This window comes from Streptomyces sp. NPDC050433 (assembly GCF_044458565.1).
Taxonomy (GTDB): domain Bacteria; phylum Actinomycetota; class Actinomycetes; order Streptomycetales; family Streptomycetaceae; genus Streptomyces.
In genome coordinates this window covers 209,211-232,429 of the sequence record NZ_JBITIB010000008.1, presented here as the reverse complement: position 1 = coordinate 232,429, position 23,219 = coordinate 209,211, and the positions used below count along the sequence as shown (strand labels likewise).

Genomic DNA, 23,219 nt, shown 5'->3' with positions numbered 1-23,219 from the left:
GTCCTTCACAGGCGGCAGGCGTGGATGGCCGTGGTGAGGATGGCGCGGGCACCCAGCTCGTACAGATCGTCCATGATCCGCTGCGCCTCCCCGGCCGGGACCATCGCGCGGACGGCGACCCAGCCCTCGTTGTGCAGCGGGGAGATGGTCGGTGACTCCAGGCCGGGTGTGAGGGAGACGGCGCGCTCCAGGTGCTCGGCGCGGCAGTCGTAGTCCATCATCACGTACGTGCGGGCGACCAGGACGCCCTGGAGGCGGCGCAGGAACTGCTGGACCTTCGGTTCGTCGGTGTCCGCGCCGTTGCGGCGGATGACGATCGCCTCGGACTTCATGATCGGCTCGCCGATGACTTCGAGGCCGGCGTTGCGCATCGAGGTGCCGGTCTCCACGACGTCCGCGATGAGCTGCGCGACGCCCAGCTCGATGGCGGTCTCGACTGCGCCGTCGAGGTGGACGACGGAGGCGTCCACGCCCTTGTCGGCGAGGTACTTGACGACGATGCCTTCGTAGGAGGTGGCGATCGTCAGTCCGCCGAAGTCGGCGACGGAGGTGGCCGTGCCGGGCTTGGCCGCGAAGCGGAAGGTGGAGCGGGCGAATCCGAGCGGCAGGATCTCCTCGGCACCCGCGCCCGAGTCGAGCAGCAGATCACGTCCGGTGATGCCGATGTCGAGACGGCCGGAACTCACGTAGATCGCGATGTCGCGGGGGCGGAGGTAGAAGAACTCGACCTCGTTCTCCGGGTCGACCAGCACGAGTTCCTTGGACTCCTTGCGCTGCTGGTAGCCGGCCTCATGGAGCATCGCCGACGCCGCACCGGAGAGTGAGCCCTTGTTGGGGACGGCGATACGCAGCATGGGAGTGCCTTCCTTACCTGTGCGTGACAGCGGCGAACGGGGATCGGCGGGCGCGACGGAGCGCCGCGTACGAGGGGGGGTGAGGGTGGTCGCTGAAGGTGGTGCTCAGAGATGGGCGTAGACGTCGTCGAGCGAGATCCCACGCGCCACCATCATCACCTGGACGTGGTAGAGCAGCTGCGAGATCTCCTCGGCGGTCGCTTCGGGGCCCTCGTACTCGGCCGCCATCCACACCTCGGCGGCCTCTTCGACGACCTTCTTACCGATGGCATGCACTCCCTTGTCCACCAGCTCGGCGGTGCGGGAGGTGCTGGGGTCGCCCGTGGCGGCCTTCTGCTGAAGCTCGGCGAAGAGCTCCTCGAACGTCTTCTTCGGCATGGTGAGGCCTAGCCTACGCGCTCCGGCCGGGCCGTCAGCGCCAGGGTTCGGCGACGGTACGCAGGGTGGCCGCCGTGGCGACGGCGGCGGTGACGGCCTCGTGCCCCTTGTCCTCCCGTGAGGCCTCAAGTCCCGCCCGGTCCAGTGCCTGTTCCTCGGTGTCGCAGGTCAGAACGCCGAACCCGATCGGTACGCCGGTGTCGATCGAGACCTTCGTGAGGCCCTGGGTGACGCCCTGGCACACGTAGTCGAAGTGCGGGGTCCCGCCACGGATGACGACGCCGAGGGCGACGACGGCGTCGTAACCGCGGTCGGCGAGGACCTTGGCGACGACGGGCAGCTCGAAGCTGCCGGGGACCCTGAGAAGGGTCGGCTCGTCGATGCCCAGTTCGCGCAGGGCGCGCAGGGCGCCGTCGACGAGTCCGTCCATGACCTTCTCGTGCCACAGGGCCGCGATGACCGCCACCCGCAGGTCGCCGCAGTTGCGGACGGACAGTTCGGGTGCACCCTTGCCGCTCATGTCTCTCCAGTTGTTCCGGTATGTGCTGATATATGCGTGATGCGTGCGATGTGCGTCGTGGTTACTGGTTGCCGCATGCCGACGTGACCGCCGGGTCGAGCCAGGGCAGCTCGTGCCCCATCCGGTCCCGCTTGGTGCGCAGATAGCGCAGGTTGTGCTCCCCCGCCTGGACGGGCATGGGCTCGCGGGCGGTCACCTCAAGGCCGTGCCGCTCCAACGCCTCGACCTTGTCGGGGTTGTTGGTCATCAGCCGCAGGCTGCGCACCCCGAGGTCGGTGAGGATCCGTGCCCCGGCCGCGTAGTCCCGCGCGTCGGCGGGCAGGCCGAGTTCGAGGTTGGCGTCGAGGGTGTCGCGCCCGCGCTCCTGGAGTTCGTACGCGCGCAGCTTGGACAGCAGCCCGATGCCGCGCCCCTCGTGGCCGCGCAGATAGACGACGACGCCCCGGCCGGCCTCGGTGACGCGTCGCATCGACGTCTGGAGCTGCGGGCCGCAGTCGCAGCGCTGCGAGGCGAAGATGTCGCCGGTCAGGCATTCGGAGTGGACCCGGACGAGCACGTCGGCGCCGTCCCCGATGTCACCGTGGACGAGGGCGACATGCTCGACGCCGTCGACGGTGGACCGGTAGCCGTACGCGGTGAACTCGCCGTGCGCGGTGGGCAGACTGACCTCGGCCTCGCGGCGGACGGTGGGCTCCGCCCTGCGCCGGTGGGCGATCAGGTCCTCGATGGAGATGATCGTCAGACCGTGCTTGCGCGCGAACGGGATCAGCTCCGGCAGCCGGAGCATCACCCCGTCCTCGCCCGCGATCTCGACGATCGCCCCGGCGGGGCGCAGCCCCGCGAGGCGCGCCAGGTCGACCGCCGCCTCGGTGTGGCCGTTGCGTACGAGCACCCCGCCCGGCTTGGCGCGCAGGGGAAAGACATGGCCGGGGCGGACGAAGTCGCCGGGCTCGGCCGTGTCGCCCGCGGCGAGGAGCCGGAGCGTGGTGGCGCGGTCGGCGGCGGAGATGCCGGTGGTGACGCCGTGGGCCGGTCCCGCGTCGACGCTGACGGTGAACGCGGTGCGCATCGACTCGGTGTTGTGGTCGACCATCTGCGGCAGTTCGAGCCGGTCCAGCTCCGTGCCCTCCATGGGGGCGCAGATCAGTCCGCGGCACTCGCTCATCATGAAGGCGACGATCTCGGGGGTCGCCTTCTCAGCGGCGATCACCAGGTCGCCCTCGTTCTCGCGATCCTCGTCGTCGACGACCACGACGGGCCGGCCCGCCGCGATGTCCATGATCGCCCGCTCCACGGGGTCGAGGGCGAAGTCCTCGATGTTGTCGGTGGAGTACCAGGTGGGCTGTGCGGTCATGCTGTTGCTCCTTTCAGAGCCGGGGTGGCGACGCGGGTGCGCAGCCACCAGTCGCGCAGCCCCCACAGGACGAGGCCGAGGTAGACGACGTACACGAAGCCGGAGAAGGCGAGTCCGCTGCTGAAGGCGAGCGGTACGCCGACGAGGTCGACCAGGAGCCAGGCGAACCAGAACTCGACCAGACCGCGCGCCTGGGCGACCATCGCGGCGAGGGTGCCGACGAAGATGTACGCGTCGGGCCACGGGTTCCAGGACAGCTCGGGTACGGCCGTGAAGAGGGCGCCGACGGCGAGGGTGCCCAGCGCCGTGCCACCGAGGAGCAGCCAGCGCTCGGGCCAGGTGGCGAACCGTACGGCGATCGTGCCGACCGAGCCGTCGGAGTCTCGCCGCCTCCCGCGCTGCCACATCCGCCAGCCCCACAACGCCACGCCGATGACGAGGAGTTGCTTGCCGACGCCGCCGCTGAGGTGGGCGGACGCATAGGCGGCGACGAGGATGACCCCGGACAGGAGCTGCGCGGGCCAGGTGAGGATCGAGCGTCGCCAGCCGAGCGCGAGGGCGATCAGGCCGATGGAGTTGCCGATCATGTCGGACCAGATGATGTGCTGGCCGAAGGCGGTGAACGCCTCCGCGTTCAGCCAGGGCATGTCCAGCCAGGAGGGGGCGTTCACCGGACGGGCCCCCGCGCGTCCCCGGCCCCGGCCTCGCCTCCGGACCCGGCCCCGGTCCCGGTCCCCGAAGTCATCAGCCGCTCCACGTACTTGGCGATGACGTCGACCTCAAGGTTGACGGGGTCGCCGGGCTTCTTGATGCCGAGGGTGGTCAGCGCGAGGGTCGTGGGGATGAGGCTGACGGTGAAGTGGTCGGGGCCCGCGTCGACCACCGTGAGGCTGACGCCGTCGACGGTGACGGAGCCCTTCTCGACCACGTAGCGGGTGAGGTCGGCGGGGAGCGAGATCTTGACGATCTCCCAGTTCTCGGACGTCTTGCGGTCCACGATCGTGCCGGTGCCGTCGACATGGCCCTGGACGATATGGCCGCCGAGCCGGTCGCCGACGGCCATGGGCCGTTCCAGGTTGACCCGTGAGCCGGGTACCAGCGCACCGAGGCTGGAGCGGTTCAGGGTCTCCGCCATCACATCGGCGGTGAACTCGCCCTCGGCGAGGTCGACGACGGTGAGGCAGACGCCGTTGACGGCGATCGAGTCGCCGTGCTTGGCGTCTTCGGTGACGGCGGGGCCGCGCAGCCGGAAGCGGGAGGAGTCGCCGAGGTTCTCGACGGCGGTGACCTCACCCAGTTCTTCGACGATTCCGGTGAACACTCAGCGCTCCTTGGATGTGGGGACGGCGGTGGCGGTACTGGCGGTCGGGATGGCGGTGGCACGTTCGGGTGTCGCGGTGACGCGGAGATCGGGACCGATGCGTACGGTCTCGGCCATCCGCAGGCGCAACGCCTGCGTGAGGGTGGTGATTCCGGCGTCGCCCAGAGCGGTGGGGCCGGCGCCCAGCAGGACGGGCGCGAGATAGCCGACGACCGTGTCGACGGCGCCGGCCGCGACGAAGGCCCCGGCCAGCGTCGGGCCGCCTTCGAGGAGTACGGAGCGGACGCCGCGCGCGTGCAGGTCCGCGAGCAGCGCGGGAACGGACAGCCCGCGCCCGGCGCGCGGCAGCCGTACGACGTCCACGGGCTCCGCGCCCGGCCCCGCCGCCTTGAGGTGCGTCGTGTCCGCGTCGTCGGCGACGGCGATCAGCGTGGGCGCGGCACCGTCCAGGACGCGTGCCCCCGGCCGTACGGCGGTGGCTTCGGTGTCGACCACCACCCGCAGCGGCTGGACGGCGCCGTCGACGCCGCGGACCGCGAGGTGCGGGTCGTCGGCACGCGCGGTGCCCGAGCCGACGACGACCGCGTCCGCCTCGGCGCGGAGGCGGTGCACGTCGGCGCGGGACTCGGCGGAGGTGATCCAGCGGCTGGTGGTGTCGGCCGCCGCGATGCGGCCGTCGAGCGTGGCGGCGTACTTCCACAGGACGTACGGGCGGCCGAGCCGTACGGAGGTGAGCCAGGCGGCGTTGCCGGCCTCGGCCTCTTCGGCGAGCGGTCCTCGCTCGACGCGGACACCGGCCGCCCGCAAGGTGTCGGCGCCGCCGGTGGCCTGGGGGTTCGGGTCGCCGACCGCGTAGACGACGCGGGCGATCCCGGCCTCGATGAGCGCCCGGGTGCAGGGGCCGGTGCGGCCGGTGTGGTCGCACGGTTCGAGGGTGACGTAGGCGGTGCCGCCGCGCGCCCGGTCGCCGGCGGCGCGCAGGGCGTGGATCTCGGCGTGCGGACCGCCGGCCCGCTGATGGAATCCCTCGCCGACGGGCAGCCCCGCCGCGTCGTGGATCACGCATCCGACGACCGGATTGGGGCTCGTGGCGCCGAGTGCGCGGGCGGCGAGCGCGATGGCTCGACGCATGGCGTCCATGTCGGCCGTGGTGGTGGCCACCGGGTCCTCCTGCCTCTGGGGCACGGACTCCGGGGCCTGTCGATGACGACAGAGAAACGGGCGACGCACACGGGAACGCCAAGGCCGGAGGCAACGGGTCATCCGAGGAAGACCCGTCGATCCGCCGACGACGGCGTACCGATGACGGCCCGCCGCGCACTGCCTCCCATCCGGACTTTCACCGTCGGTCCAGGAATTTCACCTGGTCAACCGGCCGCTGGAAGCGGTCGGGTCGCGGACTGTAACCGCCGGTTCGGAATTGCACCGACCCCGGAGTGCGCTGCTGCTGGTACGGGCCCAGTGTGCCACGCCTGAATGTCGGCCATCCAGGGCCCGTGTGTGCCCTGCCTCACAGACGGTGGCCGTGGCCGTGTCGGCGACTCGCACCCTGTCGGCCGACGGTGCGTCAATCGCTGGCAGGCTTGGGCCATGGCAACCATCCTCGTGACCGGTGGTACGGGAACACTCGGCAGACAGGTCGTGGACCGGCTGCGCACGGACGAACACCATGTCCGGGTGCTGAGCCGCAGTTCACAGCCGTACGCCATCGATCTGCGCGACGACGACAGCAGAGGTCTCGACGCGGCGTTGAGGGGTGTGGACGTGGTCGTGCACTGCGCGTCCTCGCAGCGCGGCGACGACGACCGGGCTGCGGCGCATCTGGTGGAGTCGGCCGTACGGGCGCGGATTCCGCATCTGGTCCACGTCTCGATCGTCGGGGTCGACCGACTGCCGCTGCGCTACCACCGGACGAAGCGGATCGTCGAGCGGATGGTGGAGGATTCGGGTCTCGGCTGGACGATTCTGCGCACGACCCAGTTCCACGATCTCGTGCTGCGGATGCTGGAGGGCGCGACGAAACTGCCGGTCGCCGCCCTGCTGCCGGCCGAGGTGCGTCTGCAGCCGGTCGGCTCGGCGGAGGTCGCGTCCCGGCTGGCGGACCTGGCCACGCGCCCGCCGTCGGGCCGGGTTCCCGACTTCGGCGGTCCCGAGGTCCGGACGGTTCGCGATCTGGCGGATGCCTATCTGCGGGCGACGGGCCACCGGCGACGGCTGGTGACGCTGCCACTGTTCGGGAAGGCGTACGCGGGCTACCGCCGGGGCGACCAGCTGACACCCGAACGAGCGGTGGGGAAGGAGACGTTCGAGGACTTCCTGGCGACGCGGAAGCTGTGAGGGAGCGCTGAGGGGAAGCCCTGGAGGAAAGCCCTGGGGAAGGCCCTGCGGAAGCTCTCGTCAGACCGGTGGTGCGAAGAGGTCGTCCTGGGCCGCGTCCCGCGCCGTGAGCAGCGCTCCCCGCAGTACGGCCGCGCCGCCCAGCGGGCTGGCCACCACCTCCGTACGGAGGGGGGACATCTCCGCGAGGCGGGCCTCGACACGGGAGGCCAGTGCCGTACCGCCCGCGTGGCCGACCTCGCCCCCCAGCACGACGCGACCCGGATCGAGTACGGCGCTGATGGCGGCGGCGCCGACCGCGAGGCGCGCGGCGAGGGCGTCGAGGAAGGCGTCGCCCGCCGCGCCCGCCGTGAGGGCGGCGCGGACGACGGCCGCCGCGGGCGGCTCCTGGGGGCCGGCATCGGCGAACAGGCCGTGCCGCTCGGCGAGTTCGCAGACGGCGGCCGAGCCGGCGAGCGTGTGGAACCCGCCGTCGCAGGCGGTGGCGGAGGGCAGCCCCGAGGTACCGGGCACCGGCAGGAAGCCGATCTCGCCCGCGCCGCCCGACGCGCCCCGCCGGACCTTCCCGTCCAGGACGAGCGCGGCGCCCACACCGAGGCCGAGCCACAGCAGGACGAAGGTGCCCGCGCTCTGGTCGCGGGCGGCGCCGGCGCGCTGTTCGGCGACGGCGGCGAGGTTGGTCTCGTTCTCGACGAGGACGGTGGCGGGCAGGCGTTCCTGGAGCGCGGCGACGAGTCTTCGGTGCCAGGCGGGCAGGCCGCTGGTCTCGCGGAGTTCACCGGTCACCGGGTCGATCAGGCCGGGCGCACCGATGCCGACGCTGTGCAGCCGTACGGCGCCGGCCTCGTGGGCCGTCCGCTCCAGCAGGGCCGCGGCGCCCTCGACGGCCGGTTCGGTGCCGGTGTCGCTGCCGATGGGCAGCACGGCCTCGGCGAGTGTCGTCCCGAGGAGGTCGCTGACGACGACGGCGACGCTCCGGGTCCTGACGTCGAGCGCCGCGAGGTGCGCCCGGTCGGCTGCCAGCCCGTACAGCCGCGCGTTGGGGCCGCGGCGTCTGCCGCCCGTCTCGCCCACGATCCTGACCAGGCCGGTGTCTTGCAGCCGGTCCACGAGGTCGGCGACGGTGGGCCGGGAGAGCCCGGTGAGGGTCTTGAGCTGTCCCGCCGTCAACGGGCCTTCTTCCTGGAGCAGTTCCAGGGCGAGACGGTCGTTGATGGCCCGTGCCGTGCTCGGGGATGCGGCCATGCCGGGATCCTTCCAGATGTCCGCGATCTCTCGCGGTAGTGCCATCTATTTATCATGCAGGGTTCCTGATAGTTTACTGCCGCACTGTTGGGCGGGCGTCACCGCGCCGCACGGGGAGGACGAGACGCAATGCCGACTGGGACACCGGTCTTCGACAAACAACGACTGCGCCAGGCACGGTTCGCCGTGGCCGCGGTCTTCTGTGTGCACGGCTCCGTCACCGGCAGTTTCGCCACCCGTATCCCCTGGATCCAGGACCACGCGGGCCTGAGCGCCGGGCAGTTGGGCCTCGCGCTCGCCTTCCCCGCCATCGGCGCCTCGGTCGCGATGCCGCTGGCCGGCGCGATCAGCCACCGCTTCGGCGCGCGTACGGCGCTGCGCGGGCTGCTCGCGCTCTGGACGCTCTCCCTCACGCTGCCCGCGCTCGCCCCCAACCTGCTGACGCTCTGCCTGGCGCTCTTCGTGTACGGCGCCACCTCGGGCATGTCCGACGTGGCGATGAACGCGCTCGGCGTGGAGATCGAGAACCGGCTCGACAAGTCGATCATGTCCAGCCTGCACGGCATGTGGAGCACGGGCGCGCTTCTCGGCTCGGCGGGCGGCACGCTCGCCGCCCACCTGGACAGCGACGCGCGCGTGCACCATCTGATCGCGGCCACCGTGCTCACGGTCGTGGGCCTGCTCGCCTGCCGGTGGGTGCTCGACCTGCGCAGCGCGCCGGACGACGAGCCGCCGCCACGCTTCGCCCTGCCGCCGAAGTCCGCGCTGCTCATCGGCGCGATCGGGTTCTGCGCGGTCTTCGCCGAGGGCGCGAGCCTCGACTGGTCGGCGGTGTATCTGGAGGACGTACTGGACACCTCCCCCGGTCTCGCCGCCGCGTCCACCACGGCCTTCGCGCTCACCATGGCGATCGCGCGGCTGCTCGGCGACCGGGTCGTCGACCGCTTCGGCGCCGTGCGCTGCGTGCGGGTGGGCGGCTTCTCCGCCACCCTCGGGGGCGCGTTGGTGGTCTTCGCGCCGAATCCGGTGGTCGCGATGGGCGGGTTCGCCTTCGTCGGGCTGGGGGTGGCGGTGGTCGTACCGCTGGCCTTCGCCGCCGCCGGGCGCAGCGGGCCCAACCCCAGCCAGGCCATCGCGGGCGTCGCGACGATCACGTACACGTCGGGGCTGATCGCCCCCTCGGCGATCGGCGCGGTGGCCGACGCGACGTCGCTGGTCGTCTCCTTCGGGCTGGTGACCGTGCTGGCCTTCGGTCTGGTGCTGGGGGCGAGCGTGCTGAGGACCGGGGACCGGCGTACGGCTCCGGACGCCGGGGCACCGGATGCCGGAGCACCCGCGCCCGGCCCCGCACCCGCGCCCTCCGTGCAGAACGACTGACGGGTCCGGTCCTGGGCTGCGACGGCCACCAGTACGGCGCCTGTTGGCGCTGGGTGCGGCGCAACTCCGGTTCGCCGACGTGCAGTCGGGCCTTGGCCTGCCGCATCCGGGCGCTGTCGGCGACGACCGAGGCCGGATGGTGAGGAGCTGGGGGCTTGTGGACGCGGCCCGAAGCCCGTAGACAGCAGGCCCTACCATGACGCTGATCTTTTCGGCGCCGTATCTCGGAAGTGGAGCCACCCCTCATGAAGCTCGGTGTGCGCTGGACCCTGCACGGCGACGGGCGCACGCCTGCGCCCGGCGCCGTCGTACGCCCCGATGAACGGCTCTCCTGGCCCCGTACGGCGGGACTCGGCGCCCAGCATGTGGTGGCGATGTTCGGCGCGTCGTTCGTCGCGCCCGTCCTGATGGGTCTCGACCCCAACCTCGCGATCATGATGTCCGGCGTCGCGACGATCGTGTTCCTGCTGGCCACGCGCGGCCAGGTGCCGAGCTATCTCGGCTGTTCGCTCTCCTTCGTCGGGGTCGCCGCGACCATCCGGGCGGCGGGCGGCGACAGCGCCACCGTGACCGGCGCGGTCTTCGTCGTCGCCGTCGCGCTCTTCCTCGCTGGGCTCGCCGTGCGGCGCTTCGGCGCCCGGATCATCCACGCCGCGATGCCGCCGGTGGTGACGGGCGCGGTCGTGATGCTCATCGGATTCAATCTGGCGCCGGTCTCCGCCAAGACGTACTGGCCGCAGGACCAGTGGACCGCGCTGCTGGTGATGGTGGTCACCGGGCTGGCCGTGGTCTGTCTGCGCGGCTTCTGGTCACGTATCGCGATCTTCCTCGGACTGGTCTTCGGCTACGGCGTCTCCTGGCTCTTCGACCGGGTCTTCGGAAAGATCCACTCCCCGGCGGGCGGCGCGGAGTCCGTGGACCACTGGCGGCTGGACCTGTCCATGGTCGGTAAGGCCGACTGGATAGGCCTGCCGGACTTCCACGCGCCGAGCTTCGAGTGGTCGGCGATCCTGGTCGCGCTGCCGGTGGTGATCGCGCTGATCGCGGAGAACGCCGGGCATGTGAAGGCCGTCGGCGAGATGACCGGCACCTCGCTCGACGGGAAGCTGGGCACGGCGATCGCCGCCGACGGCGCCGCTTCGATGCTCTCCACCGCCGTCGGCGGGCCGCCCAACACCACGTACTCCGAGAACATCGGCGTGATGGCCGCGACCCGCGTGTACTCGACCGCGGCGTACTGGGCCGCCGCCGGCTTCGCCCTGCTCTTCGGACTCTGCCCGAAGTTCGGCGCCGTCGTGGCCGCGATTCCGGGCGGGGTGCTGGGCGGGATCACGGTCATCCTGTACGGCATGATCGGTCTGCTCGGTGCGCAGATCTGGATCAACGCCGGGGTGGATCTGCGTAATCCGCTGAATCTGGTACCGGCCGCCGCGGGCATCATCATCGGTGTCGGCGGGGTCAGCCTGAAGTTCACCGACAGCTTCGAACTCAGCGGGATCGCGCTCGGCACGCTCGTGGTGATCGTCGGCTACCACGTGCTCCGCGCCTTCGCCCCGCCGCATCTGAAGGGCGACGGACCGCTGCTCGACTCCGGCACGTCCACGTACGACAGCGGGGACCAGGGGAAGTGACCGGTGGGGCCGCTCAGTCCTCCGGCAGTTCCACCGGCGCGATCGCGTCGTAGACGTCACCCGGCCCCGGATTCGTCGCGTCCGTCGCGCCGCCGAAGTGGGTCAGCACGCCCCACACGGCGTTCAGCGCGGTCTGTACGGCGCCCTCGGCCCACCCCGCCGTCCAGGAGATGTCGTCGCCCGCCAGGAAGATCCCGCGCTTGTCCGCGGGCAGCCGGTCCTGCATGAAGTGGGTGAACAGGCGGCGCTGGTAGCGGTAGTGACCCGGCAGGTTCGCCTTGAACGCGCCCATGAAATACGGCTCGTTCTCCCACGAGACCGTCACCGGACTGCCGATGACATGCGCCCGGATGTCGACGTTCGGATAGATCTCGCCGAGCGACTTCAGCATGACCTCCATCCGCTCGTTCGCCGACAGGGGCAGCCACTTCAGGCTGTCGTCGCACCAGGTGTAGGAGAGACAGATGACGGCCGGCTTGCCAGGCCCGTTGTCCAGGAGGTACGTGCCGCGCGTCATCCGGTCGGTGAGCGTCATCGACATGGTGTCGCGGCCGGTCGGCTCGCCCCGGTCGTCGACGGCCTCGTCCAGCCAGAACGGCCGGTCCACCGGCACGAACAGCTTGGACGACTCCATGTAGTGGGTGCGCTCCATCGCCGTCCAGTGGTCGATCGGGAAGAGCGAGTCGGCGCAGTCGATCTTCGAAAGCAGCAGCCAGGACTGCGCGGTGAAGACGGCGGCGCGGTAGGTGCGGATCTCCCCCGAGGCGTCGGTGACGGTGATCCGGTTGCCCGCCGTGCGGCGCAGCCGGGTCACGGCGCCGCGCGGCACGCCGCCGTGCAGGGAGGAGAGCGAGGTGCCGAGCGGCCAGTGCGTGATCTTGGCGGGCTCGCGTTCCCAGAGCCGCAGCGGCAGTTGCTGACTGCCGCCGACGATGCCGCGGTGGTGGTCGTCGGCCTCGGAGTAGACGACGCGCAGGATCTCCAGGATCGAGTTGGGGAAGTCGGTGTCCCAGCCGCCCGTACCGAAGCCGACCTGGCCGAAGATCTCTCGGTGCCGGAAGGACTTGAAGGCGTCGGAGTCGCAGAGGAAACCGTAGAAGGTCTGGTTGTCGAGCTTCTCCACCAGCCGCGCCCAGATCTCCCGGATGCGCGGTACGTCGCGCTCGCGCATGGCACGGTTCATGTCGGAGAAGTCGGCGCCCTCTTCCAGGCAGGTGTTCCAGGCCGCCATGACGTCGCGGTAGACCTGCGGCAGGTCGTCGATCGTACGGGCGTAGTGCGACTCGCCCTTGAGGTCCACGACGGTCGAAGGGGTGCCGGGGGCAAGGGGGTTGGGGAACGGTTCGGTGTCCAGGCCCACCAGGTCGATGTAGTGCTGGAGCGCCGTGGACGACGGGGGGAAGCGCATCGCGCCCATCTCGGCGGTGAGGGAGGGGTCGCAGCCGTCGAAGCCGACGGTGCGCAGCCGGCCGCCGATCCGGTCGGCCTCGTGGACGACGGGACGCAGGCCCATCTTCATCAGTTCGTACGCGGCGACGATGCCGGAGAGTCCGCCGCCGATGACCGCGACCTCGGCGCCGTGCTCGGTCGCCGGGATCTGGCCGAGGCCCGCGGGGTGGGCGAGGTGGTCGTCGTACGCGAACGGGAAGTCCGGACCGAACATGGTGATCGGCGGCAGGGCGGCCGACGGCTGCGCCTCGGAGTGCTGGACGGAGGTGGGCACCGTGGACGTCATGGGGTACGGACTCCTTGCGGGGGCGTGCGGGTGTGGTGCGGGGGCGGTCTTGGGGATGTCGCGGGCGGTCGCGGGGCGGTCGCGGTCGCTGTCCCGGTCAGTGCAGCGAGCCGTACAGGCCGGGGCACCGGTCACGCAGATACGGGTTGGCGGCGCGGGAGGCCCGTAGCAGCTCGGGGTCGACGTCGCCGAACAGCAACTCGTCGCCGCGGCCCGCCCTCGCGCGCGTGGTGCCGTCCGGCCCGGCCAGGCAGCTCAGCCCGACGAACTCGAACGCGTCGGCGCCCTCGCCCTCGTGGCCTGTCCGGTTCACGTACGCCACATACATCTGGTTCTCGAAGGCGCGCACCGGGACGACCGATTCGGCGACGAACTGGAACGGATGCATCTGGGCGGTGGGCACCAGCAGCAGATCGGTCCCGGCGAGCGCGTGGGCGCGTACGTTCTCCGGGAACTCGACGTCGTAGCAGATCATGATTCCGACCCGCAGGCCGTCGAGGTCGGCCTGGACGACGGGGGTGTCGCCCGGCGTGAACCACTCCTGCTCGAAGCCGCCGAAGAGGTGGGTCTTGCGGTAGTCGGCGAGGGGCGAGCCGTCCGGGCCGACGAGCCGGGCGGCGTTGTGGATCGTCTCCCGCCGCGCGGGGTCGGCGGAGCGTTCCGGGTAGCCGTACAGGACCGCGATGCCGTACTCGTCGGCGATACGGGACACGGCCCCGGCGGCCGGGCCGTCGGCGGTCTCGGCGAGCCGGGACACGTCCGCGCCGATCGCGTAGCCGGTGAGGAACATCTCGGGACAGACCAGCAGGCACGCCCCGCCGGCCGCGGCGGCACGGGCGGCGCCGTCGACGACCTCAAGGTTCTTCACGGTGTCGCCGGGCCGGCCGGAGCTCTGGAGCAGGGCGATACGCGACGACGGCATGGCGGACCTCGGGACGTCAGGTGTTCGGGGGGACGCCTTGACGGTACGGCTCCGGCTTCCGCCGCGACAAGGCGCCTCTGTTGCGTGTGGGCGGGGCGTTCGTTGCGTCTTCGGGCCTGTCCACGGCGATTCGTTGCGCCGCTGGTCGTAGCCGGTTCTCCGCCGTTCGGCGGAGTGGACGGGGACCGTGGCGTGACGCCCCGGTGGGGGCCCGCGCGGGACGGTGATCGAGCCGGGGGGAGCCCGGCGCAGGTCATCGGTACCGGGGGAACCGGTACTCCTGAGAAGGGGGATTTCCATGAGTCTTGCCGCACCGTCGCCCCGCCGCCGCAGCCGCGCCGCGGTGGTGGGGGCCGCGCTGCTGATCGCCACCGCCGTCGCCATCACCGGCGGATCGGCCGTCGCGACGGACACCGACGGCGCCGGAGCGGGTGACCGGGGCACGACGCGCGAGGCGGCGGCGCTCACCGGCTCCGCCAAGCTGTACCGCTCGCTCGGTGACGACATCACCTTCACCTTCGACGCCCACCTCGCCGCCAAGGACAACGGCGACCCGACCAAGGCGACCGGCACCTTCCGGTTCAGCCACTACCTGAACGGCGACGGCGCGTCGGCGGACGCCACGGTCGACTGCCTGCTCACCGGCGGGAAGGTGGCCGTCGTGAGCGGCGTCATCACCAAGTCCGGCCTGCCGGGTGCCGAGGGCCTGCGGGTCGGCGTCACGGTGCACGACGTGGGCGGGAAGGACCGGCTGGGCTACAGCTGGGCCTCCACCGGAAATCCCGTGGAGCAGCCCCAGCTGCCGAAGTGCGTCAGCTCCGCGCCGTTCGAGAAGGTCAAGGCGGGCACCGGCGACTTCAAGGTGCTGCCCTGGGAGCCGGAGTTCTGAGCCGGCCGACCGGCGCGGCGTGAGACGGCCGGGGCTCCCGCACAGGGGACGGGAGCCCCGGCACCACAACCGTCGGCGTCAGCCGGGTGCGCCCGACGAGAAGCGCCTGAGCAGCGGGGAGAGCACCAGGACCGACTTCGTACGCTCCACGTACGGCTCCCCCGCGATCAGTTCGAGCACCCGCTCGAAGTGGCGCATGTCGGACGCGAAGACCTGGACCACGGCGTCGGCGTCGCCCGTGACGGTCGACGCGGACACCACCTCCGGGTAGCGCGACAGACCACGCCGGATGTCCTCGGGCGAGGTCTTGTGCCGGCAGTAGATCTCGACGAACCCCTCGGTCTCCCAGCCGAGCGCGGCCGGGTCCACCCGCACGGTGAAGCCCGTGATGGCGCCTTCGGCACGCAGCCGGTCGACGCGCCGTTTCACGGCGGGCGCCGAGAGGCCCACCTCGGAGCCGATGTCCGCGAAGGAGCGGCGGGCGTCCTCGGCGAGGGCGTGCACGATGCGTTCGTCGAGCTTGTTCAGTCGCACTGCGGGCGGATCACTTCTCTGCGGGTGGTGGTTCTGCCGGGGCCGGCCGAGGGGGCGGCGCGCCCCGTATCGAAGTAGACCACGAGGCCGACGCCGCCCCGCACCGCGCGAAGGGCCCGCGTGGAGATCCGGCCGCTGCCCGGCGGCAAGCGGGTGCGGGCGGTCTGGGACCGCCCGGCGTGCCGATCGGTCATTCGACCGCCAGCAGGCCCTCCCGCAGCCGCCCGGTGATCCGCGACAGCAGTCGCGACACATGCATCTGGGAGACACCCAGCTCCTGCCCGATCTCCGACTGCGTCATCTCCGCGCCGAAGCGCATCTGGAGGATCCACCGCTCGCGGTCGTCCAGCTCCTCGATCAGCGGTTTGAGCGCCTGCACGTTCTCCGCGGCCTCCAACTGCGCGTCGGGCGCGCCGAGTCGGTCGGAGAGCGGGGACGAGGAGTCGGCGGTGTCGTCCGACGGCAGGTCGATCGAGCCGGCCGTGTAGCCGTTGCTCGCGACGACGCCTTCGATGACCTCGTTCTCGTCGAGGCCGAGGTGGTCGGCGAGTTCGGGCGTCGTCGGCGCGCGGTCCAGCTCCTGCGACAGGTGGTCGGTCGCCTTGGCCAGGTCGATCCGCAACTCCTGGAGCCGGCGCGGCACATGGACGGCCCAGCTCGTGTCACGGAAGAAGCGCTTGATCTCACCGACGATGTACGGGACGGCGAACGTCGCGAACTCCACCTCGCGGCTCAGCTCGAAGCGGTCGATCGCCTTGATGAGGCCGATGGTGCCGACCTGGACGATGTCCTCCATCTGGTCCGAGCGGTTGCGGAAGCGCGTCGCCGCGTACCGCACGAGGGCCAGGTTCAGCTCGATGAGAGTGTTGCGGACGTAGTTGTGCTCGTGTGTGCCTTCCTCCAGCTCCGCGAGCCGGACGAAGAAGATCCGCGAGATCTCCCGTGCGTCCTTGGGTGCCACGTCCGCCGGGCACTCCACGTACGGAAGCCCCAGTTCCGCCAAGTCGGCCTGGTGGGTGCCGTACCGCGTGCTGTCGGTCGGGACTGTGTTCGCCGTGGACACTGTGTCCTCCCCTGTTCCGTTGGACAGTGCACAGCCCGTGTACCCAGACCGAACCCAGTCATGTCTCCCGGATCCCGACCGGGATATGCCAGTCCCGGTCACCGCGGCTGCGACAACCGGGACAACGTCCCGCGTACGAGGGAGAGATGGCAGGTCAGAGAGGTGGGAGCGGCCCCTGCTAACTCCAACTGGCGTGCAGCGGCTTGCCTTCCGCGTAACCGGCCGCGCTCTGCACACCGACGATCGACTTCTCCGCGAACTCCTCCAGCGAGCCGGCCCCGGCGTAGGTGCACGCGGACCGGACCCCGGCGATGATCGAGTCGATCAGGTCCTCGACACCCGGCCGCACCGGGTCCAGGAACATCCGCGAGGTGGAGATGCCCTCCTCGAAGAGCGCCTTGCGGGCGCGGTCGTACGCCGACTCCTCGCTCGTACGGTTCCGTACGGCGCGTGCCGACGCCATGCCGAACGACTCCTTGTAGAGCCGTCCGTCGGCGGCCTGCTGGAGGTCGCCGGGCGACTCGTACGTACCGGCGAACCAGGAACCGATCATGACGTTCGACGCACCGGCGGCCAACGCCATGGCGACGTCGCGCGGATGGCGGACGCCGCCGTCCGCCCAGACGTGCTTTCCGTACTTCCTCGCCTCGGCGGCGCACTCCAGGACGGCGGAGAACTGCGGTCGCCCGACGCCGGTCATCATGCGGGTGGTGCACATGGCGCCGGGCCCGACACCGACCTTGATGATGTCCGCGCCGGCCTCGATGAGATCGCGCACGCCCTCGGCGGCCACGATGTTGCCCGCGACTATCGGCACCTTCGGATCGAGCGCCCGGACGGCCCTGATCGCCGTGAGCATCGACTCCTGGTGGCCGTGCGCGGTGTCCACGACGAGCGTGTCGACGCCGGCGTCGAGGAGCTGTTGCGCCTTGCCCGCGACGTCGCCGTTGATGCCGACGGCGGCGGCGATACGGAGCCGGCCCTGCGCGTCGGTGGCCGGGGTGTAGAGCGTGGCGCGCAGAGCCGCCTTACGGGTGAGGATGCCGACCAGCTTGCCGTCGCCGTCGACGGCCGGTGCCAGCTTGCGGTTGGCGCCGTCGAGCCGGTCGAACGCCTCGCTCGGGTCGATGCCGGCGTCGACGAGCAGCAGGTCCTTCGACATGACCTCGGACAGCTGGGTGAACCGGTCGACCCCGGTCAGGTCGTGCTCGGTGACGACCCCGACGGGACGCAGATCGCCGTCGACCACCACTCCGGCACCGTGCGCCCGCTTGTGCAGCAGGGACAGGGCGTCGCCGACGGTCTGCGTCGGTGCCAGGATGATCGGGGTGTCGAGCACGAGATGGCGCGTCTTGACCCAGGAGACGACCTCGGTGACGACCTCGATCGGGATGTCCTGCGGGATGACGACGAGGCCGCCGCGCCGGGCGACGGTCTCCGCCATCCGGCGGCCCGCGATCGCCGTCATGTTGGCGACGACGAGGGGGATGGTGGTGCCGGAGCCGTCGGGTGCGGCGAGGTCCACGCCCTGCCGGGAGCCGACGGCCGAACGGCTCGGCACCATGAACACATCGTCGTACGTCAGGTCGTACGGCGGCTTCAGATCATTGAGGAAACGCATACCGACTCTCTCACCTGCGGTTCTACGGAAAGGGCGGGTGGGGAGTCAGCTCCGACCGGTGACGGTCCCGGCTGCGGCTCCTACGTCATCATCGCCGATGGCACACGTTTCTGGCGAACCGGCGGGGTGCTTTCCGTACCATCGGCCGATGCGCGCCGGGGGCGTTGGTGGCTTCGCCCGAGACCGCGTACGTGCTGGTCACCGGGGAGCGCCGGACTCACTCGCCGTCGGGGTCCGCGCGCTCCAGGGCCGGGCGGGGGCCGGGCGCGAAGTCGTGCAGCAGGAAGTCGGCGGCTGCGGTGTCGGTCACCAGGCTCGTGACGAGTCCGGATCTCAGAACGGCTCCGATGGCCGCGCCCTTGCGCTGGCCGCCCGCGATCGCCACGACCTCGGGGATACGGCGCAGCCGGTCGGCCTCGACGGTGATGCACCGCTCACCGAGGTCACGTCCGACCCGCCGCCCCTCCGCGTCGAAGAGGTGCGCGGACATCTCGGCCTCGACCCCGAGGGACGCGTAGTGCGAGCGCTCCTCGTCGGTGAGCATGTCGTGGACCGTGGAGATCCCCGGCTCCCAGGAGCCGATGGAGACGGCGGCGACGGTGACCTTGTCGAAGTACTCGAAGGCGCGGGCGATTCCGGGCTGGGCCCGCAGCGCGGCGGCCGTCGCCGGGTCGGGCAGCAGCATCGGGGCGTAGATCGGGTGCGCCTCGCCGCCGGAGACCTGCGCGGCGCGGCGTACGGCCTCGACGGAGCCGCGCTCGGCGGTGCCCGCGTCGTACACACCGGTCAGCTGGACGACGGTGCAGGGCGGCAGCCGGTCGAGGGCCGCGGCCATGTGGATGGTGGAGCGGCCCCAGGCGAGGCCGAGGATGTCGCCCTCGACAACCAGTTCGCCGAGGAGGTCGGCGGCGACCTCGCCGAGGTTCTCGGGGTCGGGCGACTCGTCGGCGGTCTCGGCGGGCGACTCCACGACGACGGCGTGCCGCAGGCCGTAGCGGGCCCGCAGGGCGTCGGAACGCTCGGCGTCCAGCTCGGCGGGGACGCGGATCTCGATCCTCACGAGGTCGCGTTCGAGCGCGGTCTCCAGGACCCGGGCCACCTTGAAGCGGCTGACGCCGAACTCCTCGGCGATCTGGATCTTGGACTTGCCCTCCAGATAGAAGCGCCGGGCCATGGCCGCCGCCTGCACCAATTCCGCGGGTCCCATGCGCAGGGCCGACCGACCCGCCGACATACCAGACACCGCGATCTCCTCACTGCTGTTCACACTCTGGACGCGCTCTCATCCTGTCAGACTCGGCGGTCCTTGATCAGCCCGGTTGGGCGCCGTTCATTCAGCCGTGGCCCGGCGGCCGTGTGGAGTTGTGGCTCAGTGGGCACAGGCCCAGCCGGCCGAGGCGGTCGCCTCGTCGGCCTGGTGGCGCAGCATCCGTACGGCTGCCGCCGGGTCGTCCGTGCCGTACACCGCCGATCCCGCGACGAAGACGTCGGCGCCCGCGTCGGCGCACCGTTCGATGGTCTCGGCCGAGACTCCGCCGTCGACCTGGAGCCACAGCTCCAGTCCGTGCTTGGAGATCAGCTCCCTGCTGCGGCGGATCTTGGGCAGCATGATGTCCAGGAAGGCCTGGCCGCCGAAGCCCGGCTCGACGGTCATGATCAGCAGCATGTCGAGTTCGGGGAGCAGGTCCTCGTACGGCTCGACTGGCGTCGCGGGCTTCAGCGCCATCGAGGCGCGCGCGCCCTTGGCGCGGATCTCCCGCGCGAGGCGTACAGGGGCCGCCGCCGCCTCCACATGGAAGGTGACCGAACCGGCTCCCGCCTCGACGTACTGCGGCGCCCAGCGGTCGGGGGCCTCGATCATCAGATGGCAGTCCAGCGGGGTCTCCGTCGCGCGGGCAAGCGCTTCGACCACCGGCACACCGAGGGTCAGATTGGGCACGAAGTGGTTGTCCATGACATCGACGTGCAGCCAGTCGGCGCCTTCGGCGGCTTTCGCCTCATCGGCGAGACGGGCGAAATCGGCGGACAGGATGCTGGGGTTGATCTGGGCCATGTGCCAAGCCTGCCATGCTCCGGGCGACTTCCCCGCCGCGATGGGCGGCATCGGGCGCCGGGGCCGGGCACACAGCGCGCAATCCTCGCGTTTCAACGGTTCCGTGTGCGATTCACCGATTCTGTGGGCGGCGGTGGGAGTGGGCGCCGGAGTGGCCACCGACCCGGCCCCCGCCGGTTCTCCCTCAGCTCTTCCTCAGCACAGACAGCCCGTCCCGCCGGGGCGCGGGTCCTGCCACCCGTACCGGCGCTCGGTCCGCGCGGACACCAGGGACCGCTCCTTCGCATTGGCAGCGGGAGACGGCGTACGTGTGGCCCTGAAGGGCTCCAGCAACGAGGACACCGTACGGACCGTGCCGCCCGTCACCACCGTCCGTACGGCCGCCGCCGCGTCGATGTCCCGCAGCGGATCGCCGTCCACGAAGACCAGATCGGCGAGCATGCCCGCTTCGAGCGCACCGAGGTCGTCGTCCACGCCCATGCGCCGGACGGGGTTGGCGGTGGCGGTGCGCAGCGCCTCGTACGGGGTGAAGCCGCCCCGCACCATCGCGCGCAGGTTCTGGTGCAGCGACAGGGCGGGATCGTCCAGCGGGGCGTCCGAGCCCGCGATGACGCTGCCGCCGCCGCGCTGTACGCGCAGCAGCATGTCGACGCCGCCCGCCAGCAGCGCGCGGTTCAGCCCGGCGTCCGGGCCGCCGGCCGCGTCCGCCTTGGCCACCAGGGCCGTGTAGTCCCACGGCGGGTAGAGCAGGCGGGTCCGTTCGTCGGTGACCAGGGAACGGTCGTCGGCGAGCAGCACGGAGGAGTTCATCAGCGTGGAGGTGACGGGCATCCCGGCGGCCGTCAGGACGGCGATGGCGTCCTGGTATGCCCTGCCCAGCCGGGTCTGGGTCTGCGAGTAGCCGACGCGGTTGCCGCCGCCCGTGTGCTCCATGGCGTCCATGCCGTACGCCGCGTGCGGGTAGGCGTAGTGCGAGGTGACGAGCAGCCCCCGCTCGTGTGCCTGGCGGGTGACCGCGCGCTCCAGTGGGGCCTGCAGCCGGATGTAGGTCTTGACGAGGTCGTACGAGAGCCGTTCGGCGCGCTCCATCTCCAGCCGCAGCTGGTCGGTGCCGACCACGGGACGGGCGAAGTTCCAGAACACCCGCGCCCCGTCCAGGGCGTCGCCCGTACCGAAGAAGCGCGGCCCCACCTGGGCGCCCGACTCGATGGCCTCCCTCGTCTCCACCATCTGGTAGGCCGGATCGCCCGGTGACAGCACGGTGGTGATGCCGTACGACAGCAGCAGGCGTCCCGTGCGGTCGCCCCACTGCCGGCCGCGTATGTGCCAGTGCAGATGGGCGTCGACCAGGCCGGGCATCGCGGTCAGGCCCGACAGGTCCACGACGGTGTCGCCCCGGCCCTGTCCCGCGGGGCGGATCGCGGCGATCCGGTCGCCCCTGACGACGATGTCGGCGGCGCCGCGCAACTGATGGGCGCGCCCGTCCCACACGGCACCGGCGCGGAGCACCACGGTGCGGGCAGTCGCCGGTCTGCGGTAGGTGAGGGGGACGGGCACGGTATGCGGGGTGCCGCCGGTGAGCGGGACGGTGCGCAGCGTGCCGTTGCTCAGATAGAAGAGACGGCCGCGCGTGTCCACGGAGAGGGAGTCGGTGACCTCCGCGGTGATCTGCTCGGGTGCGCCGGTGATCTGTCCGGTGGGATCGACGGGCACCCGCCACGCCGTGCTCTCCATGACGAAGACGAAGTGCTTGCCGTCCGGGGTCCACACGGGTCCGTCGTCGCCCCGGGTGGCGATCGACCGGTGGGCGGCCACGGGCTGGGAGCGGGTGGCGCCGGTGGCCAGGTCGACGGTGAGGACTTCGCTCAGCCCGGCCCGGTTGCGCCTGGAGTAGGGCTGGTTGGCGGCGACCGCGAGGTGGGCGCCGTCCGGGGACCAGGTGGGGCGGCCCGGCTGGAAGAGGACGGGCAGCACCTGGCGTACGGCGCCGGAGGCGAGTTCCAGCACCCAGGTCGCGCCGTTCTCGTCCTGGTAGGCGATCTTCGTGCCGTCCGGGGACCAGCGGGGGGTGAGCTGCGCGCCCGGCAGGGAGGTCAGCCGTACCGGCTCACCGCCGGTGAGGTCCCGGCGCCACAGCGCGGCCGTTCCCGAGCGGTCGCTCGCGTGGACGAGGGCCGTGCCGTCGGGGGACCAGTCGGGGTCGGAGTTGAAGAATCCGTCGTCGGCCAGTCTGACGGGGGCCTCGCCGGTCTTCATCACCCACAGCGCGTTCAGGGCCCGGAAGGCGATGCGCTGCCCGTCGCGGGAGACGACCGGGCTCGCGATTCCCTTGGCCTGCTTGGCCGCCTGGGAGGTGAAGTCCCTGACCCGCGGCGTCCAGGGCTTGCGGGTGAAGGTGACCGTCGCGGTGAAGTCCACCGTCCGGGGGGTGCCGCCGGGGCGCAGCCGCCGGACGCGCCCGCCTGCCGTGTAGAGCAGGTCACTGTCCGAGGTCCAGGATGTGCGCACGGCGTGCACGTCCTCGCCGGCGGCGGCCACCTGGCCGTCGATCATGACATCGGCTCGGGTCCCCGCGAACTGCACATAGCTCACCCGGCGCCCGTCCGGGCTCGGCGCCGGGCCGAAGATCTTCGCTCCGGCGCTCGCGGTGATCAGCCGGGTCCTGGTCCCGGTCGCCACGTCCACGGAGTCGATCGCCGCGTCGTTCACCGTGCAGACGATCGTGCTGCCGTCCGCCGACCAGGCGGGTGTGCCGTCCTCGTCGGGGCCGGTGGTGAGCTGCGTACGGACGCCGGTGGCCGGGTCGAGCAGCCACAGGTCGTTGCTGCCCGACCGGTCGGAGGTGAAGACGATCCGGCTGCCGTCGGGCGCGTACTGCGGCTCGCGGTTGTCATACGCGTCGTCGGTCAGCCGGGTGAGGCCGGTGCCGTCGCGCTTCACCGACCACAGCTGGTAGGCGCCGTCGCGGAAGGACTGGAACACGACACGGCTGCCGTCCGGCGCCCAGTGCGGCTGGGTGGCGTCCTGCAGTTCGCCGGTGAGCCGGACGGCGGCGCCGCCCGCACCGGGGACCAGCCAGATCGCGCTCAGTACGTCGACGGCGAGGCCGGTGCCGTCGGGAGAGAGGGCGGCGGCCATGTTGGTGCCCTCGGAGACGGTGACGGTGACGGCACGAGGCGTACCGCCGGGTCGCTCGGCGGGCCGCCCCGGCTCCGTGCCGGCCGCGGCGGCCCGGCCCGCGCTCGTACCCCCGGCGGTCAGCGCGCCGGCGGTCACCGCACCGCTCACGGCCAGGACATGCCGTCTGCTCGGGCCGGGAGCGGGGGCGGGGGCGGAGTTCGTGACGTCCATCAGGTTCTCGTGTTTCTTCAGGAGGGACATACCG

General features: G+C 71.5%; 21 protein-coding genes and 1 riboswitch. Of the genes, 4 read left to right on the top strand and 17 right to left on the bottom strand.

What is annotated here, in order from left to right; translation table 11 throughout:
- Positions 1 to 5: 5 nt before the first annotated feature.
- The 7 genes from hisG to ribD form a co-directional block, all read right to left on the bottom strand.
- Positions 6 to 854, bottom strand: coding sequence for an ATP phosphoribosyltransferase (hisG, locus tag ACIBLA_RS12850; protein ID WP_363244801.1), 849 nt, complete (start codon positions 852 to 854; stop codon positions 6 to 8).
- Between the two features lie 105 nt (positions 855 to 959).
- Positions 960 to 1,232, bottom strand: coding sequence for a phosphoribosyl-ATP diphosphatase (locus tag ACIBLA_RS12845; protein WP_023543014.1), 273 nt, complete (start codon positions 1,230 to 1,232; stop codon positions 960 to 962).
- A 34-nt stretch (positions 1,233 to 1,266) separates the two neighbouring features.
- On the bottom strand, positions 1,267 to 1,752 hold the full coding sequence (ribH, locus tag ACIBLA_RS12840) for a 6,7-dimethyl-8-ribityllumazine synthase (RefSeq protein ID WP_363244802.1): 486 nt from the start codon (positions 1,750 to 1,752) through the stop codon (positions 1,267 to 1,269).
- A 61-nt stretch (positions 1,753 to 1,813) separates the two neighbouring features.
- Positions 1,814 to 3,106 (bottom strand): bifunctional 3,4-dihydroxy-2-butanone-4-phosphate synthase/GTP cyclohydrolase II, encoded by a 1,293-nt coding sequence (locus ACIBLA_RS12835; RefSeq protein WP_399198543.1) that lies wholly within the window; start codon positions 3,104 to 3,106, stop codon positions 1,814 to 1,816.
- Complete coding sequence (locus tag ACIBLA_RS12830; RefSeq protein ID WP_399198565.1) at positions 3,103 to 3,753, bottom strand: nicotinamide riboside transporter PnuC; 651 nt, start codon at positions 3,751 to 3,753, stop codon at positions 3,103 to 3,105. Before ACIBLA_RS12830 ends, ACIBLA_RS12835 begins: the two co-directional genes overlap by 4 nt.
- Positions 3,754 to 3,773: 20 nt before the next feature.
- Positions 3,774 to 4,427: a riboflavin synthase gene (locus ACIBLA_RS12825; protein ID WP_399198541.1), complete on the bottom strand. Its 654-nt coding sequence runs from the start codon at positions 4,425 to 4,427 to the stop codon at positions 3,774 to 3,776.
- Positions 4,428 to 5,567, bottom strand: coding sequence for a bifunctional diaminohydroxyphosphoribosylaminopyrimidine deaminase/5-amino-6-(5-phosphoribosylamino)uracil reductase RibD (gene ribD, locus ACIBLA_RS12820; RefSeq protein WP_363244808.1), 1,140 nt, complete (start codon positions 5,565 to 5,567; stop codon positions 4,428 to 4,430).
- A 173-nt stretch (positions 5,568 to 5,740) separates the two neighbouring features.
- Positions 5,741 to 5,871: riboswitch (FMN riboswitch) on the bottom strand.
- Positions 5,872 to 6,017: 146 nt separating this feature from the next.
- Here ribD and ACIBLA_RS12815 point away from each other — a divergent pair.
- A complete protein-coding gene (locus ACIBLA_RS12815) occupies positions 6,018 to 6,764 on the top strand; it encodes an SDR family oxidoreductase (protein WP_363244805.1) in 747 nt (248 codons plus the stop codon).
- 60 nt (positions 6,765 to 6,824) lie between these two features.
- On the opposite strand, the gene ACIBLA_RS12810 is transcribed toward ACIBLA_RS12815, so the two are convergent.
- A complete protein-coding gene (locus tag ACIBLA_RS12810; protein ID WP_399198564.1) occupies positions 6,825 to 8,009 on the bottom strand; it encodes an ROK family transcriptional regulator in 1,185 nt (394 codons plus the stop codon).
- Between the two features lie 129 nt (positions 8,010 to 8,138).
- Here ACIBLA_RS12810 and ACIBLA_RS12805 point away from each other — a divergent pair, with 129 nt between their 5' ends.
- Both ACIBLA_RS12805 and ACIBLA_RS12800 read left to right on the top strand, forming a co-directional pair.
- Positions 8,139 to 9,386 (top strand): MFS transporter, encoded by a 1,248-nt coding sequence (locus ACIBLA_RS12805; protein WP_363245211.1) that lies wholly within the window; start codon positions 8,139 to 8,141, stop codon positions 9,384 to 9,386.
- Between the two features lie 245 nt (positions 9,387 to 9,631).
- Positions 9,632 to 11,017 carry a solute carrier family 23 protein gene (locus tag ACIBLA_RS12800; RefSeq protein ID WP_363245212.1) on the top strand — a complete coding sequence of 462 codons (1,386 nt, stop codon included), beginning with the start codon at positions 9,632 to 9,634 and terminating at the stop codon, positions 11,015 to 11,017.
- 13 nt (positions 11,018 to 11,030) lie between these two features.
- Here the strand turns inward: ACIBLA_RS12800 and ACIBLA_RS12795 are convergent, their stop codons facing one another.
- Positions 11,031 to 12,752 carry an NAD(P)/FAD-dependent oxidoreductase gene (locus tag ACIBLA_RS12795; RefSeq protein ID WP_363245213.1) on the bottom strand — a complete coding sequence of 574 codons (1,722 nt, stop codon included), beginning with the start codon at positions 12,750 to 12,752 and terminating at the stop codon, positions 11,031 to 11,033.
- A gap of 97 nt (positions 12,753 to 12,849) precedes the next feature.
- Positions 12,850 to 13,674: a carbon-nitrogen hydrolase family protein gene (locus ACIBLA_RS12790; protein ID WP_399198540.1), complete on the bottom strand. Its 825-nt coding sequence runs from the start codon at positions 13,672 to 13,674 to the stop codon at positions 12,850 to 12,852.
- A 298-nt stretch (positions 13,675 to 13,972) separates the two neighbouring features.
- Here ACIBLA_RS12790 and ACIBLA_RS12785 point away from each other — a divergent pair, with 298 nt between their 5' ends.
- On the top strand, positions 13,973 to 14,563 hold the full coding sequence (locus ACIBLA_RS12785) for a hypothetical protein (protein ID WP_399198538.1): 591 nt from the start codon (positions 13,973 to 13,975) through the stop codon (positions 14,561 to 14,563).
- A 78-nt stretch (positions 14,564 to 14,641) separates the two neighbouring features.
- On the opposite strand, the gene ACIBLA_RS12780 is transcribed toward ACIBLA_RS12785, so the two are convergent.
- The 7 genes from ACIBLA_RS12780 to ACIBLA_RS12750 form a co-directional block, all read right to left on the bottom strand.
- A complete protein-coding gene (locus ACIBLA_RS12780; RefSeq protein ID WP_354609492.1) occupies positions 14,642 to 15,097 on the bottom strand; it encodes an Lrp/AsnC family transcriptional regulator in 456 nt (151 codons plus the stop codon).
- Positions 15,088 to 15,291, bottom strand: a complete 204-nt coding sequence (locus ACIBLA_RS12775; protein ID WP_363245216.1) for a hypothetical protein — start codon at positions 15,289 to 15,291, stop codon at positions 15,088 to 15,090. The genes ACIBLA_RS12780 and ACIBLA_RS12775 overlap by 10 nt, the downstream gene beginning before the upstream one ends.
- Positions 15,288 to 16,160 (bottom strand): RNA polymerase sigma factor SigF, encoded by an 873-nt coding sequence (locus ACIBLA_RS12770; RefSeq protein WP_399198537.1) that lies wholly within the window; start codon positions 16,158 to 16,160, stop codon positions 15,288 to 15,290. The genes ACIBLA_RS12775 and ACIBLA_RS12770 overlap by 4 nt, the downstream gene beginning before the upstream one ends.
- A 178-nt stretch (positions 16,161 to 16,338) precedes the next feature.
- Positions 16,339 to 17,781 (bottom strand): GuaB1 family IMP dehydrogenase-related protein, encoded by a 1,443-nt coding sequence (locus ACIBLA_RS12765; protein WP_363245217.1) that lies wholly within the window; start codon positions 17,779 to 17,781, stop codon positions 16,339 to 16,341.
- 217 nt (positions 17,782 to 17,998) lie between these two features.
- On the bottom strand, positions 17,999 to 19,048 hold the full coding sequence (locus ACIBLA_RS12760) for a sugar-binding domain-containing protein (protein WP_363245218.1): 1,050 nt from the start codon (positions 19,046 to 19,048) through the stop codon (positions 17,999 to 18,001).
- Between the two features lie 102 nt (positions 19,049 to 19,150).
- Positions 19,151 to 19,834, bottom strand: coding sequence for a ribulose-phosphate 3-epimerase (rpe, locus tag ACIBLA_RS12755; protein ID WP_363245219.1), 684 nt, complete (start codon positions 19,832 to 19,834; stop codon positions 19,151 to 19,153).
- A 195-nt stretch (positions 19,835 to 20,029) separates the two neighbouring features.
- Entirely contained in the window at positions 20,030 to 23,215 is a 3,186-nt protein-coding gene (locus ACIBLA_RS12750; RefSeq protein WP_399198536.1) for an amidohydrolase family protein, read from the bottom strand.
- Positions 23,216 to 23,219 lie beyond the last annotated feature (4 nt).

Bases quoted from the DNA above. Each gene is read 5' to 3' on its own strand.
- hisG (WP_363244801.1), bottom strand. From the start codon at position 854: ATGCTGCGTATCGCCGTCCCCAACAAGGGCTCACTCTCCGGTGCGGCG.
- ACIBLA_RS12845 (WP_023543014.1), bottom strand. From the start codon at position 1,232: ATGCCGAAGAAGACGTTCGAGGAGCTCTTCGCCGAGCTTCAGCAGAAG.
- ribH (WP_363244802.1), bottom strand. From the start codon at position 1,752: ATGAGCGGCAAGGGTGCACCCGAACTGTCCGTCCGCAACTGCGGCGAC.
- ACIBLA_RS12835 (WP_399198543.1), bottom strand. From the start codon at position 3,106: ATGACCGCACAGCCCACCTGGTACTCCACCGACAACATCGAGGACTTC.
- ACIBLA_RS12830 (WP_399198565.1), bottom strand. From the start codon at position 3,753: ATGCCCTGGCTGAACGCGGAGGCGTTCACCGCCTTCGGCCAGCACATC.
- ribD (WP_363244808.1), bottom strand. From the start codon at position 5,567: ATGGACGCCATGCGTCGAGCCATCGCGCTCGCCGCCCGCGCACTCGGC.
- ACIBLA_RS12815 (WP_363244805.1), top strand. From the start codon at position 6,018: ATGGCAACCATCCTCGTGACCGGTGGTACGGGAACACTCGGCAGACAG.
- ACIBLA_RS12810 (WP_399198564.1), bottom strand. From the start codon at position 8,009: ATGGCCGCATCCCCGAGCACGGCACGGGCCATCAACGACCGTCTCGCC.
- ACIBLA_RS12805 (WP_363245211.1), top strand. From the start codon at position 8,139: ATGCCGACTGGGACACCGGTCTTCGACAAACAACGACTGCGCCAGGCA.
- ACIBLA_RS12800 (WP_363245212.1), top strand. From the start codon at position 9,632: ATGAAGCTCGGTGTGCGCTGGACCCTGCACGGCGACGGGCGCACGCCT.
- ACIBLA_RS12795 (WP_363245213.1), bottom strand. From the start codon at position 12,752: ATGACGTCCACGGTGCCCACCTCCGTCCAGCACTCCGAGGCGCAGCCG.
- ACIBLA_RS12790 (WP_399198540.1), bottom strand. From the start codon at position 13,674: ATGCCGTCGTCGCGTATCGCCCTGCTCCAGAGCTCCGGCCGGCCCGGC.
- ACIBLA_RS12785 (WP_399198538.1), top strand. From the start codon at position 13,973: ATGAGTCTTGCCGCACCGTCGCCCCGCCGCCGCAGCCGCGCCGCGGTG.
- ACIBLA_RS12775 (WP_363245216.1), bottom strand. From the start codon at position 15,291: ATGACCGATCGGCACGCCGGGCGGTCCCAGACCGCCCGCACCCGCTTG.
- ACIBLA_RS12765 (WP_363245217.1), bottom strand. From the start codon at position 17,781: ATGCGTTTCCTCAATGATCTGAAGCCGCCGTACGACCTGACGTACGAC.
- rpe (WP_363245219.1), bottom strand. From the start codon at position 19,834: ATGGCCCAGATCAACCCCAGCATCCTGTCCGCCGATTTCGCCCGTCTC.
- ACIBLA_RS12750 (WP_399198536.1), bottom strand. From the start codon at position 23,215: ATGTCCCTCCTGAAGAAACACGAGAACCTGATGGACGTCACGAACTCC.